The sequence below is a fragment of the Inhella sp. genome, from assembly GCF_041912635.1.
Classification (GTDB): Bacteria; Pseudomonadota; Gammaproteobacteria; order Burkholderiales; family Burkholderiaceae_C; genus Inhella.
On sequence record NZ_JAYRMO010000021.1, the window covers coordinates 48,790 to 63,503 of the forward strand.

Here is a 14,714-nt window from a genome sequence, read left to right on the forward strand (position 1 = left end):
CCCACGCCCCACGCCATGCCCGCAGCGCGCGCGCCATCTGCCCCCGAGCCGGACGCCCCAGCGACACCGCCCTGGCGCGACCGCCTGCTCGTGCTGGCCCTGCTGCTGCTGGGCAGCACGGCCAGCTGGCTGGGCCAGCACGCGCTGCGCCAGGCCGATGCGCGCCACGCCCAGGAACGCAGCCAGGCCGCCGCACAGGCCGTGCACATCCAGGTGCAGCAGGCGCTCACGCGCACGCTGGAGGCCGCCCGCAGCGCCGGCCTGATGGTCGAGACCCACCCGCAGCTGCAGCAGCGCGACTTCATGCACTACGCGCAGCAGCTCACCACCCAGCTGCCGCCCATCACCCTGTTCGAGTGGCAACCCTGGGTGCTGCACAGCGAGCGTGCGGCCTTTGAGCAGAGCGCGCGTGCCCAGGGGCTGCAGGGCTTCGAGATCCGCGAGCCCGACGCAGGCGGCACGGGCTGGCGCACGGCCCCCGTGCGCGAGCGCTACCTGCCCGTGCTGTTCGGCTGGCCGGCGGGCATTGCGCCGCTGGGCTTCGACCTCGCCCCCGACACGCTGCGCATGGGATCCAAGCTGGCCGCCGCCGCGCAGCGCCGGCCGGTAGCCTCCACCAGCTTTCCGGTTCTGCGCCAGCGCAACGAGCAGCCCCCCGTCACCGGCTTCGCCATCAGCACCCCGGTGTTCGAGCAAGGTAGCGGCGAGACGCGCCTGCGCGGCTTCATGGCCGCCGTGGTGGAGCTACCCAATCTCTTCGAGGCAGTGACGCAGCAGGCCCAGCGCAGCCAGTTCGCCTACTGGGTGTTCGAGGGGCCGAGCGCCCAGGGCCCGCTGCGCCACCAGGGCGGCGCACCCGCCGGCACCCTGCCCGCGCGCAGCGGGCCGGTGCAAGCCCTGCAGCAAACGCTCACGGTGGACGTAGCCGGTCAGCCCTGGACCCTGGTGCTGCAGCCCAGCTCCGCCTTTCTACAGCGCGACGCCAGCCTGCGCCCCTTGCTGGCCCTGGCCAGCGGCCTGCTGGCCACCGCCCTGCTGGCCCTGGCGGTGGCGCGGGGCTTTGCCGCCCGCCGTGCCGCCGAGCAGGCGCGCCGCCGCCTGGCGGAGGAAGAGCGGCGGCTCAGCAATGTCATTGAGGGCACACGTGCCGCCACCTGGGAGCACGACTTCCAAACCGGCGTCACCCATGTGAACGAGCACTGGGAGGCCATCTGCGGCTACGCCCCGGGCGCGTACCGGCCCGGCGCGAACTACCTGTGGCAGCGCGACTGCCACCCCGACGACCTCGAGCGCGTGAAGGCTGAGCTGCGCCGCCATCTGCAGGGGGAAAGCACCCTGTTCGACGTGGAGTACCGCCACCGCCAGCAGGATGGCGGCTGGCGCTGGGTGCAATCGCGCGGCAAGGCGCTGCGGCGCGACGCCCAGGGCCGCGCCACGCTGATGGCCGGCACGCTGATGGACATCGACGCGCGCAAGCAGGCCGAGTTCCGCCTGCAGGAGCTCAACAGCACGCTGGAGGCGCGTGTGGCGCAGCGCAGCAGCGAGCTGGCGCAGGCCATGGAGTCGTTGCGCAACTCACGCGAGGCGCTTGCCGAGGCGCAGGCGCGCGCGGCGCTGAATGCGATGGTGGCCGGCGTCACGCACGAGCTCAGCTCGCCCATGAGCAACAGCCTGGTGTGCGCGCAGAACCTGGTGGAGCGCGCCGCCAGCTTCGACAAACGCTTGCAGCAGGCCCAGCCCCTGCGCCGCAGCGAGCTGCAGGATTTCTTGCAGCAGGTGCGCGAGAACGCCGATCTGGCCCAGCGCAATCTGATGCGCGCCGGCGAGCTGATGCGCAAGTTCCGCCAGGTGGCGGCCGACCAGGCCAGCGAGCAGCGCCGCCCCTTCGACCTGGCCGAGGTGGTGCAGGAGCTGCTGGCCACGCTCTCACCCACGCTGCAGCGCCAGCCGCACCGCGTGCAGGTCGAGATCCCACCCGGCCTGCGCCTGGAAAGCTACCCCGGGCCGCTGGGCCAGGTGCTGATCAACCTGATCAACAACGCCCTGCTGCACGCCTTCCCGCCCGGGCAGAACGGCGAGATCCGCCTCAGCGCCGAGGCGCAGGGCGAGCAGATCCTGCTGCGCGTGGCCGACAACGGCCGTGGCATGGACGCCGCCACGCTGGAGCAGCTGTTCAAGCCCTTCTTCAGCACCCGCATCGGCCAGGGCGGCATGGGCCTGGGCATGCCCATCGTGGACCGCCTGGTGCACAAGACCCTGGGCGGCCAGATCAGCGTGCGCAGCCAGCCCGGCCAGGGCACGGTGTTCGAGATCAGCCTGCCGCGCGTGGCACCCGTCGCCGCGGCGGAGTGACGGCCGGCCCAGCCGCTCAGTAGCTGGCGCCGCGCACGAAGCGCGCCACACCGGCCGCGACCTCGGCTTCCTGCTCGACAAAGCCGTGCGGTGAGCGCCCCTCGCATGCGCTCGGGTCCGCGCGCAAGCCGCCGGGCCCGCCCTGCACCAGCACCTGCTGCGCCCGCACCGAGGCCACGCGTGCCAACAGCTCGGGCATGCGCTCGGGTGGGGAGCGCGGGCAGCGGTCCTCGGCATGGCCTAGCAGCAGCAGCGGTTGACGGATGGCCCCCAGCGGGGCGTCGAATACGGTCTGGCCCACCCAGGGCTTGCGGGCCCCGGCCTGGCCAGCGCTGAGCAGCGAGCTCAGCACCAGGCCATCTGGCGCGGCCGGCCCCTGCAAGCGGGCCGCCGCATGCACCGCGGAAATCGTGCCGCGGCTGGTGCCCACCAGCCACACCGGCACGCCGGGCAAACGCACGCGCAGCCAGCGCACAAATTGGCCGATGTCCTCGGCATGGGCCGGATCGGCGCGAAAGCCCGCCAGGCCATCCTCACCCTGCCAGTCCGAGGGCGCATCCACCATCAGCGTGGCGAAGCCCTCGGCCACCCAGAGTGGACGCATGCGCAGCAGGGCATTGCCCTTCAGCTGGCGCGGGCAGCCGACTTCGTCCAGTTGCAGATGCCCGCTGCCCCCGGCCAGCAGCACCAGCACCGCCGCAGGGGCCGCGGCCGGCTGGCTGAGGGAGACGACGCTGCGGCTGCCACCGTGGGTCGGCAGTTCATGGCGTTCGCCGCAAGGCGCTGCCGCGCGCACGGCGCCGGCCAGAGCCAGCACGCCGCCCAGCAGACCGCACAGCAGACCGCACAGCAGGCAGGCCACGCGCCTCAAGCCGGCGCTCACAGCGGCACCGGCACGCGCAGGCGGATGCGCTTGGACAGGCCCACCTCGGCCTCGATGAAGGCGATTTCGGCGGCGTTCGGCAGCAGTGCCTGCGGCTGCGCCAGCGGCAGTGGTACGCGCTCGGGCGCCGGTGCGCCGCGGCGCTGCACCAGCAGCTGGATCTGGTCGATCAGCACCGCATGCGCGGGCGGGAAGTCCAGGCGCACCGCCAGGCCGTCCGCCTGGGTCTGGCTGCGGCCCACGAAGTCGCGCGCCTCCACGCGCACGCGCAGCCAGGGCGCCTGCGCCGGCAATGCGACTTCGCGGCGCAGCAGCGCCTGCTCGCCGTCGGCGAAGCCCAGCTCGGCCTCGGCCTGGGCCGTGCCGAAGGCCGGCGTGGCCGGTGCGTCCAGCACATGGTGCAGGGGCTCCAGCGGGTCGCGCGGCGCTTCCCATGCGCCGCCCTGGAAGCGCAGGCGCAGCGTGCGCACCTGCGTGCAGCCCGGGCCGGCCAGGCGCAGGTCCAGCTCCCGCGCCAGGTTGAAGCTGGACAGCTCGGTCAGCAGCGCGCAGCCGCGCGCGGCTGCCGCGCTGCCGGCCAGCAGCTGCGCTTCGAGCGCGCGGTCCTGCTCGATCAGGCGCGCGAAGGCGGCGCGGTGCCGGCCGCTGCCTTCCAGTGGCCGCAGGCGCAGGTGCACATGGTGGTGGTGCGAGTAGGCCCAGCCCTCGTAGGGGCTGGAGGCAAAGAGCGCATCCAGCGTCTGCACCAGGGCCGGCGTCACGCCATGCTGGCGCTGCGCCGCCCATTGCCGCGCCTGCGCCAGCACGGCCTGGCGCACCTGGGCGTCGATGCCAATCGCCTCCACCCACTCGCCGCCGAAGCGCTCGCGGTCAAGGCGCAGCAGCTCCAGCAGGAAGAAGGCTTGGCGCGGCGTGTCCAGCCGGTCCGCCGGACCTTTGCAGATGTTGGCGTCCACAAGCTGGCCATCAGCGCCGGGCTTGTGGTGCTCGTTGCAGGCGGCGTAGTCCGGCGTCTCGTGGCGGCCCTGCTCGCTCGTCAGGTAGTAGCCCAGGTCGAGGTTCAGGCCGCCATCATGCGAGCCACCGGGGTGGCGCCCGCGCGGGCCCTCGGGGCCGATCTGCAGCGGCGTGTCGCCGTTCTCGCTGGCCAGGTCAAACACCGGGAACGGCAAGGGCGCGGCACCCAGCCTCGCGTGCGTGCGGTGGCTGGCCAGGCGTACCAGCGCCAACGCCGGCCGGGTCACCCAGCGGAAGGCGGGGTCTCCATCGGCACCACCATCCATGTCCTCGGCCAGCACGCGAAAGCCGGCCTGCGGCGAGACCGGGGCATGCAGGTGGAAGAGCTGGGTGGGAATGCCTTGTTCGTAGCGGTTGCGGCCGTCGTTGGCCTGCACGAGTGACGCGCACAGCAGGCTGGCGCAGGCCAGCGCAGCGAGGCGGCGGCCGGACGAAATCAGAGTACGGGGGAGCAGCATGGGCGCGCATTGTGGGCGGCCCGAACCGCGGCTACTGCGGCGCGACGTCTTCCAGCGGCCGCACCCCCAAGCCCTGCAGATGCTGGTGCAGCAGGCGCTCCAGGCTGCCGTCCGCCTGCAGGCTGCGCAGGGCCTGCAGCAGGCGCTGCTGATCGGCCGCCGAGACGCTGCGGCGCGACAGCGCCAGGCCCGAGGACAGCCCCTGCGCCTGCGGATGCCAGTCGGCCACCTGCACCTGGCCGGGCCGCTCCCGCAGCGGCGCGGCCACCGACCAGGCATAACCCAGCAGCAGGTCCACGCGCTGGCCGAAGAACACCCGCACGGCAGCGTCGAAGTCCCCCACCTCGCTCACGCGGCCCTGCGCGCGCAACTGCGCCAGCAGGCGGTCGTACTCCGGCCCGTAGCTGGCACCGCGCACCACCACCGCGCGCAGCGCAGTCCGGGCCAGGAAGTCGGCCTCGTCTCGGACGCGCTGGGCGGTCCAGGTCAGCGCCACCAGGTTCGCGCGGGCCAGCGGGATCACCGTCACCCAGGCCTGGCGCTCCGGGGTGGGCACCACCCAGCTGGTGGCATCCAGACTGCCCCCCCGCAGGCGCGACCAGATGCGCGGCAGCGACTCCACCTCCAGCGTGAAGCGGCAGCCGCTGCGTTCGCCCAGCAGCGCAAAGAAGTCAGGGTCCAGGCCCCGGTAGCCCGGGCCACCGCTTTGCCGCTCGTACACCAGCGGGTAGAGCTTGAGCCCCACCCGAAAGGGCCCGCATTCGGCCGCCGCGGCCCCGCCCGCCACCAGCAGCGCCAGCCCGGCCAGCAGCCCGGCCCGCCTCACAGAAGCCCACTTCATTGCCGCACCCCAGCCGCCCATGCATCCCCCGCCCGTACCGCTTCGCCCACGGCGCCGTCGGCCATGATGCCTTGCGCAGGCAGCCCCTGGGCCCGCAAACCTAAACTGCGGGCCTTCGCCCGCATGCCCCGGTGCTCACAAGGCGCCGCGCGGCCCTGGGTTTTTTGCCTGAACTGCCATGACCGACCTCTCTGCAGAACACAAGGCGCTGGCCAATTACCGTCCCACCCACAAGGTGCGTTTCGTGACGGCAGCCAGCCTGTTCGACGGCCACGACGCCGCCATCAACATCATGCGGCGCATCCTGCAAGGCATGGGGGCGGAGGTGATCCACCTCGGCCACAACCGCTCGGTGGACGAGGTCGTCACCGCCGCCTTGCAGGAGGACGCGCAGGGCATCGCCGTGTCGTCCTACCAGGGCGGGCATGTCGAGTACTTCAAGTACATGGTGCAGCTGCTGAAGGAACGCGGCGGCGCGCACATCCAGGTCTTCGGCGGTGGCGGCGGCGTGATCGTGCCGGCCGAGATCAAGGACCTGCACGAGCACGGCGTGCGCATCTTCAGCCCCGAGGACGGTCAGCGCATGGGCCTGCAAGGGATGATCGGCGAGATGGTGATGCGCTGCGACAAGGACCTGTCGCCGCTCGCCCCCAAGGACGTGAAGGCCCTGCAAGGCCACACCGAGGCCAGCTGGCGCGCGCTGGCGCAGGCGCTCACGGCGCTGGAGAACCAGGCGGCCGACGAAGGCTTCAAGAAGGCGATTCACGATGCCGCCAAGAAGAGCCATGCGCCCGTGCTCGGCATCACCGGCACCGGCGGCGCCGGCAAGAGCTCGCTCACCGACGAGCTGATCCGGCGCCTGCGACTGGATCAGGACGACGCCCTGCGCATCGCGCTGATCTCGATCGACCCCTCGCGCCGCAAGAGCGGCGGCGCGCTGCTCGGCGACCGCATCCGCATGAACGCCATCGCGCCCTGGCAGCATGGCGCCCGCGTCTTCATGCGCTCGCTGGCCACGCGCGATTTCGGCTCCGAGATCAGCCAGGCCCTGCCGGACTGCATTGCCGCGGCCAAGGCGGCCGGCTTTGACCTGGTGATCGTCGAGACCTCGGGCATCGGCCAGGGCGACGCGGCCATCGTGCCCCTGGTGGACATCCCGATGTACGTGATGACGCCCGAGTTCGGCGCCGCCAGCCAGCTCGAAAAGATCGACATGCTGGACTTCGCCCAGTTCGTCGCCATCAACAAGTTCGACCGCAAGGGCGCGCTGGACGCACTGCGCGACGTGGCCAAGCAGGTGCAGCGCAACCGCGAGGCCTTCAACCAGGCGCCCGACCAGATGCCGGTGTTCGGCACCATGGCCAGCCGCTTCAACGACGACGGCGTCACGGCGCTCTACCAGGCCATGAAGCCGGTGCTGACGGCCAAGGGCCTGAAGCTCAAGGACGGACGCCTGCCCGAAGTCAACACCCGCCACAGCACGCACCAGGTGCCCATCGTGCCGCCGGCGCGCACGCGCTACCTGGCCGAGATTGCCGACACCGTGCGCGGCTACAAGGCGCGCGCCCGCACCCAGGCCCGCATCGCACGCGAGATCCAGCAGCTGCGCGGCTCGCAGCTCATGCTCAAGGCCTGCAAGCACGAGGTGCCCGCCACGCTGGAGCAGCTGGCGCAGGAACGCGAGGGCCAGCTGCTGCCCGAGGCCAAGAAGCTGCTGCAGCAATGGCCCGACATGGTCAAGGCCTACGCCGGCGACGAGTATGTGGTGAAGATCCGCGACAAGGAGATCCGCACCGGCCTCGTGCACACCACGCTCAGCGGCAACAAGATCCGCAAGGTCGTGCTGCCCACCTACGAGTGCCAGGGCGAGCTCTTGAAGTGGCTGATGCTGGAGAACGTGCCGGGCAGCTTCCCCTACACCGCCGGCGTGTTCGCCTTCAAGCGCGAAGGCGAGGACCCGACCCGCATGTTCGCCGGCGAAGGCGACGCCTTCCGCACCAACCGCCGCTTCAAGCTGGTGAGCGAGGGCATGCCGGCCAAGCGCCTGTCCACCGCCTTCGACTCGGTCACGCTCTACGGCGCCGACCCCGCGCCGCGGCCCGACATCTACGGCAAGGTCGGCAACTCGGGCGTGAGCATCGCCACGCTGGACGACATGAAGGTGCTGTACAGCGGCTTCAACCTCTGCGACCCGGCCACCTCGGTCAGCATGACCATCAATGGGCCCGCGCCCACCATCCTGGCGATGTTCATGAACACCGCCATCGACCAGCAGCTGGAGAAGTTCAAGGCCGACAACGGCCGCGAGCCCACCGACACCGAAGCCGCCAAGGTGCGCGAATGGGTGCTGGCCAATGTGCGCGGCACCGTGCAGGCCGACATCCTCAAAGAGGACCAGGGCCAGAACACCTGCATCTTCAGCACCGAGTTCAGCTTGAAGGTGATGGGCGACATCGCCAGCTACTTCGTGCACCACAACGTGCGGAATTTCTACTCGGTGTCCATCAGCGGCTATCACATCGCCGAGGCGGGCGCGAACCCCATCAGCCAGCTCGCCTTCACGCTCAGCAACGGCTTCACCTTCGTGGAGGCCTACCTGGCGCGCGGCATGCACATCGACGACTTCGCGCCCAATCTGAGCTTCTTCTTCAGCAACGGCATGGACCCCGAGTACACCGTGCTGGGCCGCGTGGCGCGCCGCATCTGGGCCACCGCGATGCGCGACAAGTACGGCGCCAACGAGCGCAGCCAGAAGCTCAAGTACCACGTCCAGACCAGCGGCCGCAGCCTGCACGCGCAGGAGATCGCCTTCAACGACATCCGCACCACCCTGCAGGCGCTGATCGCGATCTACGACAACTGCAACAGCCTGCACACCAACGCCTACGACGAGGCCATCACCACGCCCACCGAGGAATCCGTGCGCCGCGCCATGGCGATCCAGCTGATCATCAACCGCGAATGGGGCCTGGCGAAGAACGAGAACCCCAACCAGGGCGCCTTCGTCATCGACGAGCTGACCGAGTTGGTCGAGGAAGCCGTGCTGGCCGAGTTCGAGAAGATCGCCGAACGCGGCGGCGTGCTGGGCGCGATGGAGACCGGCTACCAGCGCAGCAAGATCCAGGAAGAGAGCATGCATTACGAGATGCTCAAACACACCGGCGAGTACCCCATCATTGGTGTGAACACCTTCCGCAATCCGCATGGCGACCCGGTGCCCGAGCACATCGAGCTGGCGCGCTCCACCGAAGAAGAGAAGCAGTCGCAGCTCACGCGCCTGGCCGAGTTCCAGCAGCGCCACGCGGCGCAGAGCGGCCCGATGCTGCAGCGCCTGCAGCAGGCCGTGATCGACAACGGCAATGTGTTCGAGGTGCTGATGGATGCCGTGCGGGTGTGCTCGCTCGGCCAGATCACTTCGGCCCTGTTCGAGGTGGGTGGGCAGTACCGGCGCAGCATGTAAGCCGGCACGCTCGGAAACCCAGGGCCTTCTTCGGAAGGCCCTCTTTTTTGGCGCCGGCAACGTATAAAGCCCGGCCATCGGGACGACCGAAAGGGAAAGGAATGAAGCGCTGCGGCTCCACGCTGCTCTGGCTGCTGGCCCTTTGCCTGGGCCCACCCGCGTGGGCGCAGTGCAGCCGCCCGCTCAAGGTCGGTGTCTCGGCCCTGGGCTGGTCGGTCTTCGAAGAGAAGGGCCAATTGCGCGGCATGGTGCCGGACCTGATGCGCGAGCTGGAGGCGCGCAGCGGCTGCACGCTGAGCCTGCAGTTCCGGCCGCGCGCGCGCGTGCAGCTGGAGTTCATGAGCGGCCAGCTGGACCTGATGCCGGCCTCGGTGGCCAGCGCCGAGCGCGAGGCCGCTGGCCACTATGTGCCGTATGCGGCCACGGCGCACGACCTGCTGCTGAGGGCCGAAGCCCCCAAGGGCATCGACAGCATGGCCAAGCTGCTGGCGGCTGAATCCGTCACCGTGGGGCTGGTGCGCGGCGTGGCCCTGGGGCCGCGGCTGGCGCCGGGCATCGCACGATTGAGCGAGCTGGGCCGAGTGGAGATGGCGAGCGACTACGAGAACCTGGCCGAGCGCATGAAGGCAGGCCGCTTCCAGGCAGCCTTCTTCCCTTCGGCCATCCACGCCAAGCAGCGGCACGATGGCCTGCTGCCGCCGCAGGTGCGGGTGGTCATGCTGGCCGAATCGCGGCCGGAGGCCGTGGGCCTGTACATCCAGCGCCAGAGCGTGCCCGAGGCCGACCGCCGGCGCCTGGAGACCGCCTTGCGCCAGATGGTGCAGGACGGCGCGGTGGAGGCGATCTACCGCAAGTACCTGAGCGCCGAAGAAGTGCGACGCCTGTTCAGGTCGGCGCGCTGAAGCACAGCGTGGCGCGCAGGCCGCCCTCGGGGCGGTTGTGCAGGCTCAGGCTCACGGCCATGCCCTCGCACAGGCTGCGCGCGATGTGCAGGCCCAGGCCGGTGCCGCCGGTGCTGCGCTGGCGCGAGCCCTCCACCCGCACAAAGGGCTCAAACACCGCCTCCAGCAGCCCGGGCGGGATGCCGGGGCCGTGGTCATCAATGTGCAGCAGGCAGCTGCCGTCGGACTGCGGTGCCAGGCTCAGCTCGGCCTGCTGGCCGTAGCGCAGGGCGTTGCCCACCAGGTTGTCCAGCACGCGGCGCAGCGCCAGCGGGCGCGCCGCCACGGTGGCCTGGCCGCCGGCAAAGCGCACGGCCTCGCCCTGCTCGGCGCGGTCGTCGGCCAGGGCCTGCAGCAGGGCGCCCAGCTCCAGGCGCTGCAGCGGCTCGCCCTCGCCCTGCTGGGGGCGGAAGACCTGCAGCACGGAGTCGATCAGGGCGTTCATCTCGCGCAGATCGGCCACCGCGCGCTCGCGCAGCAAGGCGCTGTCCTCGATGGTTTCCAGGCGCATGCGCAGGCGGGTCAGGGGGGTGCGCAGGTCGTGGCTGATGGCGGCCACCATCAGCGCGCGTGCCTCGTATTGGCGCTGCAGCTGCGCGCTCATGCGGTTGAACTCCTGCGCCAGCGCACGCACCTCGCGGGTGCCGTCGTGCTCGTCCAGGCGTTCGGGGTGGCGGCCGCGGCGCAGCGCCTCGGCCAGGCCGGCGCTGGCCTGTACCAGGCGACGCAGCGGCCGCGTCAGCCAGCGCGCACCGGCCCAGGCGGCCAGGGCGATGACGAGCAGGCGGATGGCGTAGTCCAGCACCAGGGCCTGGGTGCTGAGCTGGGGGCCTCCCGTCAGACCCGGCGTGGGCGGCAGCGAGGGGAAGGTGGGCAGGGGTGGCACGCCCTGCGCGTGCTCGCGGAGCGGTGGCGGATGGGGGCCGCCGGACGGCGGTTCATGGGTCAGCAGGAAGAATCCGAAGGCGAGCAGATGGCTGGCCACCAGGGCGATCCACATCAGCCACAGCAGACGGGCGGCCAGGGTGTCCGTGAGCAGGCCTTTCAGTCGATCACGCATGGCTGCACCTCGACCTCGAAGCTGTAGCCCTCGCCGCGCACGGTGCGCAGCAGCTGGGCGGCGCGGGCGTCGTCGCCCAGCTTGGCGCGCAGGCGCGAGACGGCCAAGTCAATGCTGCGGTCATTGACCTCGACGCCGGCCGCGCGGGTGTGCTGGATCAGCTGCTCGCGGCTGAGCACACGGCGCGGCTGGGCCAGGAAGGCGGCCAGCAGCCGGTACTCGGCGCTGGAGAGCGCCAGCACCAGGCCCTGCGGGTCGATCAGCACATGGCGCTCGCGGTCGAAGCGCCAGCCGGCGAAGGCCAGGCCGTTGGCGGCCGGTGCCGCGCCCAGGGCCGGGCGGCGCAGCACGGCGCGCAGGCGCGCCACCAGCTCGCGCGGCTCGAAGGGCTTGGGCAGGTAGTCGTCGGCGCCAGATTCCAGGCCGAGCACGCGGCTGGCGGGGTCGCCGATGGCGGTGAGCATCAGCACCGGCAGGCCACGCTGGCGCGCCCAGCGGCACAGGCTCAGGCCGTCCTCGTCGGGCAGCATCAGGTCCAGCACCAGGATGTCGTAGCGCTGGGCCAGCACCATCCGGCGCATCTGCGCGCCGTCGGCGGCGCAGTCCACCGCGAAGCCGAACCGGCCCAGATAGTCCTGCAGACCGAGCCGGATCTCGGCATCGTCATCGACGACCAGGCAGGGCAGCGGCTCGGCCATGCCATCCCCTTCAAGCGTTCACACCGACCGTGAGTGTCGCGGTGTAGCCGTTCGTCAGATCGCCGCTGAGCGTGGCCAGCTGCAGGCTCACGCCATCGCTGAAGACGTTGTCGCTGGCGAAGCTGATGCGGGCGAAGTTGGTGCGGCTGGTCTCGTAGCCGGCCACACCGTTGTAGACGGCCTGGCAGATGTCGGTCGGGAAGGCGAGTTGCGAGGTGCGGATCTTGTTGCTGAACTGGCTGGCCTGGCTGGTGCTGCGGAAGACCTCGAAGTGCATGTGCGGCATGCGGCCGTCGTAGCAGCCGGGGAAGATGGTCTGGAAGCTGAGCCTGCCGTCGCTGCCGCTGGCTTGCACGGCGCGCAGGTAGTTCTCGGCGGTGACGCCGGCGCTGTACATCGAGTAGCGGCCCTCGCGGTCGCAATGCCAGAGGTAGATGGCGTAATCGGCCAGGCTGGCACAGCTGCCGTTCACATTCACCAACTGCAGGTTCACCGTGAGGGGCAGGCCGGCCGCCACCCCGCTGGCGCCGGCGATGGAGCTGCGCATGTCGCGGCGCACGATGCCGGCCAGCGCCAGCGCGTTGGCGATCTGGCCGCCGGAGCTGTTCGAGCCATCGCCCGGGTAGGGGCCGGCAGTTTCCTCGGGGACCAGGCTGCAGCTGCCGGTGCCCGGGGTGCTGGGCGGGGTCGGGGTGGTGGTGGACGAAGTGGTCCCGGTGCCCCCGCCGCCGCAGGCCGGCAGCAGCGCGGCGCCGCCCATCCAGGCCAGCAGCTGGCGGCGGCGCAGGATCTGGCGCTGCAGCTGCAGCAGGTGTTCGTGGAGATGGGGCGTCTGCATGGTGGGGCTCCGTTGGGGGGGGTTGGCATTCATTGCAGCGCCGGCGTTTGTCGGGCGTATCGCCGCTTTGTGTCCGGGCTGACATCTGGGTGCCTGAGCGCCTTCCATCCACGCCCGCCTTGCCGGCCCCAGCACCGCGCCCTACAGTGAGCCGGTCGCCCTGGAGAACGTCATGCCCTGCCCGCGCCGACTGTTCCTGAGCACCATGGCCCTGCCCCTGCTGGCGCAGGCCTCAGAGGAAGTGACGCTGTACGCCTACCACCTCAAGGTGCCCTACATGCACCATCTGGGGCATCAGGAGGGCCTGTACTTCGATCTGGCCGAGTTGCTGACCCTGCGCATTCCGGGTCTGCGCTTTCGCACCCAGTACCTGCCGCGCCGCCGGCTGGAGGGCGAGCTGGTGGCGGGGCGCCTGAATGGCCTGGTCGTCGGCGTGAACCCGAGCTGGTTCAAGGACAAGGAGCGCACGCGCTACCTCTGGTCGCCGCCGCTGATGCGCGATGCCGACGTGGTGGTCTCGCGGCACGACAAGCCGGTCAGCTACAGCGGGCCTGAATCCCTGGTGGGGGTGCGCATGGCCCTGCCGCGCGGCTACTACTACTTCGGCGTGGACGAGTTGGTGCGCGAAGGCCGCATCCACCGCGAGGACAGCGAGAGCGAGGAAACCGCGCTGATGATGCTTTCGCTCGGCCGCGCGGACGCCACCATCATCACCCGCCGCACCCTCTACGCGCTATTGGCCCTGCGACCCGGCCTGCGCGGCAAGTTCCACGTGGCCGCGCAGCCGCATGACGAGTACGAACGCCACATCCTCATCCCGCAGGACAAGGCGCACCTGCTCAAGCCCATCAGCGAGGCCGTGCTGCTGCTGGCGCGCGACCCCGCCTGGCAGAACCGCCTGCTGGAACGCTGAGCGTGAAAAGGCCGGATCGCCTCACCCCGGACTGAGGGGCCGGACAAACCCGTACCGACGCTGGCTGCGACTTAGAGTGCGCCCCCATGCATCTCGCCGCTCCGGAGCCCCATTCGCTGGCCTTGGCCTGCGGGCTCTCCAGCCTGTTCATTGGCCTCGTCATGGCCTCGATCCGCAACCCCTGGGTCGAGGCGCGTGGCGCGTTGCTGTTCGCCGGCGCTGCACTGGCCACCACCCTCAGCTTCATGATGGTGGCCCTGGCTCAGCGCGTGGACGACAGCGTGCTCGTCACCCTGCGCGGCGCCAACACGGTGCTCATCTTCGGCCTGTTGGTGGCCGGCATTGCCCGCTTTGTGGGCCGCAGCGCGCCCTGGCTGCCGCTGGCGCTCAGCATGGTGGCCATGGCCCTGCTGATCCAGTTCTACCCGGAGTCGCGCAGCGACGTCTCGCCGCGCGTGCTCGGCTTCAGCCTGCTGGTGGTGGGCTGGAGTCTGACCGGCGTGTGGATCCTGCTGCGCCATCCCATCACCGGCCTGCCGCCGCTGGGCCCGGCCTTCACCGTGGGCGGGTTGGCGGCGCTGGCCAGCATTGCCGCCACACGCGCCCTGGTGCTGCTGCGCGACGGCGCGGTCAGCGGCGAGCTGGCTTTTCACGACCCGCTCAACGGCTGGCTGCTGCTGGCCGGCTTTGCCGCCCTGCTCTGCACCCTCACCGGCATGGCGCTGATGCTGAACGGCCGCATGGTGCTGGAACTGCAGCGCCTGGCCTCGCACGACCCGCTGACCGGCGCCTTCAACCGCAAGGGCTTCAACACCGCCTGGCCCACTTGGCTGCAGACCCACGGGCCCGGCCGCGTGGTGCTGATGGACCTGGAAACCGACACCGGCGAGACCCCTGACGAAGAGGCGCTGATGCTGCTCGTCAACCGCCTGCGCGAGCTGATGCCGCCGCACGCCCTGCTGGGTCGGCAAAGCGGCGGCGGCTTCCTGGTGGCGCTGCCGCAGGCCGTGCTGGAATCGGAGGTGCAGGCCTGCTGCGAGCGCCTGCAGGTGGACGTGCACCAGAGCCTGGCCCTGCTCGGCGCCGGCCGCGAATCGCCCCCCACGCTCTCAATCGGCCACGCCCCGGTGCGGCAGGACCTGGCCGAAGCCTGCCGGCGCGCCAATCTGGCGATGGACGACGGCCGGCGGCGCCGCCGGCCGCGCGCGGCCTCTTAGGGCCTGTTCACACGCGGGCAACCAGGCGCTGGCTTC

11 protein-coding genes are annotated in these 14,714 nt (G+C 70.9%); 5 read left to right on the top strand and 6 right to left on the bottom strand.

The features are described 5' to 3' along the window. Positions 1 to 15: 15 nt before the first annotated feature. The gene (locus ACE3QP_RS13440; RefSeq protein WP_374436804.1) at positions 16 to 2,352 is read left to right on the top strand and encodes an ATP-binding protein; all 2,337 of its coding nucleotides are present in this window, start codon (positions 16 to 18) and stop codon (positions 2,350 to 2,352) included. A 16-nt stretch (positions 2,353 to 2,368) separates the two neighbouring features. On the opposite strand, the gene ACE3QP_RS13445 is transcribed toward ACE3QP_RS13440, so the two are convergent. Genes ACE3QP_RS13445 through ACE3QP_RS13455 form a run of 3 tightly spaced genes read right to left on the bottom strand, consistent with a single transcriptional unit; the run spans position 2,369 to position 5,551 of the window. Then, complete coding sequence (locus ACE3QP_RS13445; protein ID WP_374436805.1) at positions 2,369 to 3,235, bottom strand: alpha/beta hydrolase; 867 nt, start codon at positions 3,233 to 3,235, stop codon at positions 2,369 to 2,371. Next, positions 3,232 to 4,710 carry a hypothetical protein gene (locus ACE3QP_RS13450; RefSeq protein WP_374436806.1) on the bottom strand — a complete coding sequence of 493 codons (1,479 nt, stop codon included), beginning with the start codon at positions 4,708 to 4,710 and terminating at the stop codon, positions 3,232 to 3,234. The genes ACE3QP_RS13445 and ACE3QP_RS13450 overlap by 4 nt, the downstream gene beginning before the upstream one ends. 31 nt (positions 4,711 to 4,741) lie before the next feature. Then, positions 4,742 to 5,551, bottom strand: coding sequence for a substrate-binding periplasmic protein (locus ACE3QP_RS13455; protein WP_374436808.1), 810 nt, complete (start codon positions 5,549 to 5,551; stop codon positions 4,742 to 4,744). Between the two features lie 178 nt (positions 5,552 to 5,729). Here ACE3QP_RS13455 and icmF point away from each other — a divergent pair, with 178 nt between their 5' ends. After that, positions 5,730 to 9,011 carry a fused isobutyryl-CoA mutase/GTPase IcmF gene (gene icmF / locus ACE3QP_RS13460; RefSeq protein ID WP_374436810.1) on the top strand — a complete coding sequence of 1,094 codons (3,282 nt, stop codon included), beginning with the start codon at positions 5,730 to 5,732 and terminating at the stop codon, positions 9,009 to 9,011. Positions 9,012 to 9,112: 101 nt separating this feature from the next. Beyond that, positions 9,113 to 9,913, top strand: coding sequence for a substrate-binding periplasmic protein (locus ACE3QP_RS13465; RefSeq protein ID WP_374436812.1), 801 nt, complete (start codon positions 9,113 to 9,115; stop codon positions 9,911 to 9,913). On the opposite strand, the gene ACE3QP_RS13470 is transcribed toward ACE3QP_RS13465, so the two are convergent. The 3 genes from ACE3QP_RS13470 to ACE3QP_RS13480 are packed head-to-tail and all read right to left on the bottom strand — an operon-like array spanning position 9,897 to position 12,548. Next, positions 9,897 to 11,012 (bottom strand): ATP-binding protein, encoded by a 1,116-nt coding sequence (locus ACE3QP_RS13470; protein WP_374436814.1) that lies wholly within the window; start codon positions 11,010 to 11,012, stop codon positions 9,897 to 9,899. The genes ACE3QP_RS13465 and ACE3QP_RS13470 overlap by 17 nt on opposite strands. Continuing rightward, the gene (locus tag ACE3QP_RS13475) at positions 10,997 to 11,710 is read right to left on the bottom strand and encodes a response regulator (protein ID WP_374436816.1); all 714 of its coding nucleotides are present in this window, start codon (positions 11,708 to 11,710) and stop codon (positions 10,997 to 10,999) included. Before ACE3QP_RS13475 ends, ACE3QP_RS13470 begins: the two co-directional genes overlap by 16 nt. A 10-nt stretch (positions 11,711 to 11,720) precedes the next feature. Further along, entirely contained in the window at positions 11,721 to 12,548 is an 828-nt protein-coding gene (locus ACE3QP_RS13480) for an intradiol ring-cleavage dioxygenase (RefSeq protein ID WP_374436818.1), read from the bottom strand. Positions 12,549 to 12,720: 172 nt separating this feature from the next. Here ACE3QP_RS13480 and ACE3QP_RS13485 point away from each other — a divergent pair, with 172 nt between their 5' ends. Together ACE3QP_RS13485 and ACE3QP_RS13490 are read left to right on the top strand one after the other, a co-directional pair. Beyond that, complete coding sequence (locus ACE3QP_RS13485; protein ID WP_374436820.1) at positions 12,721 to 13,461, top strand: substrate-binding periplasmic protein; 741 nt, start codon at positions 12,721 to 12,723, stop codon at positions 13,459 to 13,461. Positions 13,462 to 13,547: 86 nt separating this feature from the next. Then, on the top strand, positions 13,548 to 14,678 hold the full coding sequence (locus ACE3QP_RS13490) for a GGDEF domain-containing protein (RefSeq protein WP_374436822.1): 1,131 nt from the start codon (positions 13,548 to 13,550) through the stop codon (positions 14,676 to 14,678). Positions 14,679 to 14,714: the final 36 nt, after the last annotated feature.

What these genes read in the sequence shown, in the direction of transcription:
- ACE3QP_RS13440 (WP_374436804.1), top strand. Translation starts at nt 16, where the DNA reads ATGCCCGCAGCGCGCGCGCCATCTGCCCCCGAGCCGGACGCCCCAGCG.
- ACE3QP_RS13450 (WP_374436806.1), bottom strand. Translation starts at nt 4,710, where the DNA reads ATGCTGCTCCCCCGTACTCTGATTTCGTCCGGCCGCCGCCTCGCTGCG.
- ACE3QP_RS13455 (WP_374436808.1), bottom strand. Translation starts at nt 5,551, where the DNA reads ATGAAGTGGGCTTCTGTGAGGCGGGCCGGGCTGCTGGCCGGGCTGGCG.
- icmF (WP_374436810.1), top strand. Translation starts at nt 5,730, where the DNA reads ATGACCGACCTCTCTGCAGAACACAAGGCGCTGGCCAATTACCGTCCC.
- ACE3QP_RS13465 (WP_374436812.1), top strand. Translation starts at nt 9,113, where the DNA reads ATGAAGCGCTGCGGCTCCACGCTGCTCTGGCTGCTGGCCCTTTGCCTG.
- ACE3QP_RS13470 (WP_374436814.1), bottom strand. Translation starts at nt 11,012, where the DNA reads ATGCGTGATCGACTGAAAGGCCTGCTCACGGACACCCTGGCCGCCCGT.
- ACE3QP_RS13475 (WP_374436816.1), bottom strand. Translation starts at nt 11,710, where the DNA reads ATGGCCGAGCCGCTGCCCTGCCTGGTCGTCGATGACGATGCCGAGATC.
- ACE3QP_RS13480 (WP_374436818.1), bottom strand. Translation starts at nt 12,548, where the DNA reads ATGCAGACGCCCCATCTCCACGAACACCTGCTGCAGCTGCAGCGCCAG.
- ACE3QP_RS13485 (WP_374436820.1), top strand. Translation starts at nt 12,721, where the DNA reads ATGCCCTGCCCGCGCCGACTGTTCCTGAGCACCATGGCCCTGCCCCTG.
- ACE3QP_RS13490 (WP_374436822.1), top strand. Translation starts at nt 13,548, where the DNA reads ATGCATCTCGCCGCTCCGGAGCCCCATTCGCTGGCCTTGGCCTGCGGG.